This is a genomic window from Mesorhizobium sp. M0060, from assembly GCF_040323155.1.
Classification (GTDB): Bacteria; Pseudomonadota; Alphaproteobacteria; order Rhizobiales; family Rhizobiaceae; genus Mesorhizobium.
Genome location: NZ_JAMYUP010000165.1, coordinates 1 through 979 on the forward strand (window position 1 = coordinate 1; position 979 = coordinate 979).

Genomic DNA, 979 nt, shown 5'->3' on the forward strand with positions numbered 1-979 from the left:
ATTGGCATGGGCTGATCGCCTTCCTCGAGGACGGCCGGATCGAAGTCGACAGCAACGTTGTCGAGCGTTCGCTCAAACCAGTTTGCCTGACGAGGAAGAATAGCCTCTTTGCCGGATCCGCTCGCGGTGGCGAGACATGGGCGGTGCTGGCATCACTGGTCAACTCGGCACGGCTCAATGGTCTCGATCCCGAAACCTGGCTCGCCGACGTGCTCGAGCAGATCGTCTCGGGTTCCATTCCGGTCAATCGGCTCGACGAGCTCTTGCCGTGGAATTGGAAGACGGACCGGGAAGCACGGGGCCAACTGGAGCGTGTGGCGGCATGATCGCTCGTCGGTCAAGGGGGCCCGTCGCCGCTCGGCCCGCTGCGGCGTCCTCGATTGCGCCTTCGCGCCCGATGCTGGACGATGCGGCCTTCGAGACGTTCCTGCACAAGCAGCGGCCGCATCCGCCGGTCTTCGGCATGGATGGGCTCGACGGCTATCTGACTGCGCTCATCATCGGTCCGCGCTTTATCGACCCGCGCCAATGGATTCCTTTGTTTGCAGGCGAGCAAGCGTTGATGGCGCTCGAAGGTACAACCGAGGCGCTCGCCGTTCAGACGCTGGTTGCCAACTATAACCGGATCTCGGTCGGGCTCGGCGAAACGCCGGAGACCTGGCGTCCGCGCCTTGCGCGACAGGAGGACGGCACATTCGACGCCTTCGAATGGTCGACCGCCTTCCTGCTTGCCACCGGCTACGCCACAAGGCTCTGGCGCCCCGTTCTCCACGGCCATGCCAAGACCGGCGACATCATCGCCCCGATCCGGGATACAACGGGGCTGAACTCCCGTCTCGACGACGCGGGCGTCGCAGCCGTTGCAAAGGCGGTCGTCGCCATCCGCTCGTACTTCATGCCCAAGCGGGTCAAAGCGGCCCGCATCTGAATCCTGCCTCTGTCAAGCAAGGACAGTCGTGCGGTGCTCGTGACGCTTACG

General features: G+C 64.0%; 2 protein-coding genes. Both read left to right on the forward strand.

The window, feature by feature from the left end:
- The coding region (locus NKJ94_RS37400) for a transposase domain-containing protein (RefSeq protein WP_352532796.1) at positions 1-326 on the forward strand (326 nt) is incomplete at its 5' end.
- Between the two features lie 71 nt (positions 327-397).
- The gene (locus NKJ94_RS37405) at positions 398-928 is read left to right on the forward strand and encodes a UPF0149 family protein (RefSeq protein ID WP_245436463.1); all 531 of its coding nucleotides are present in this window, start codon (positions 398-400) and stop codon (positions 926-928) included.
- Positions 929-979: the final 51 nt, after the last annotated feature.